This is a genomic window from Sedimentibacter sp. B4 (assembly GCF_000309315.1).
GTDB classification, from domain to species: Bacteria; Bacillota; Clostridia; order Tissierellales; family Sedimentibacteraceae; genus Sedimentibacter; species Sedimentibacter saalensis.
Genome location: NZ_CANG01000713.1, coordinates 1 through 241 on the forward strand (window position 1 = coordinate 1; position 241 = coordinate 241).

Sequence of the window (241 nt, forward strand, 5' to 3'; positions counted from 1 at the left end):
TTGTAGCCCCAGGTCCGAGAGTCGAAGTCAGACGCCAGCCGGGAGAGGTTGCTGCCGACCGCGCCGAGGTGGGCCCAGCCATCGTCGCCGGCAGCGACGTCCACCGCTTCGGCAAGGAGCCGGTCGAGCTTTCGGTCCCGCTTCAGAACCGGCTTCACCGCCGGTGTCGTCTCGGGGATCGTGGGGGCGAGGTTTTCCACGTAGATGAACGTGTCGCAGGCGGCCACGAAGGGCTTCGGCG

At 68.0% G+C, this 241-nt stretch carries 1 protein-coding gene; it reads right to left on the bottom strand.

The window, feature by feature from the left end:
* Window positions 1–241 (bottom strand): OST-HTH/LOTUS domain-containing protein (locus tag BN358_RS24155; protein ID WP_198018474.1); only part of this gene is annotated, 241 nt, incomplete at both ends.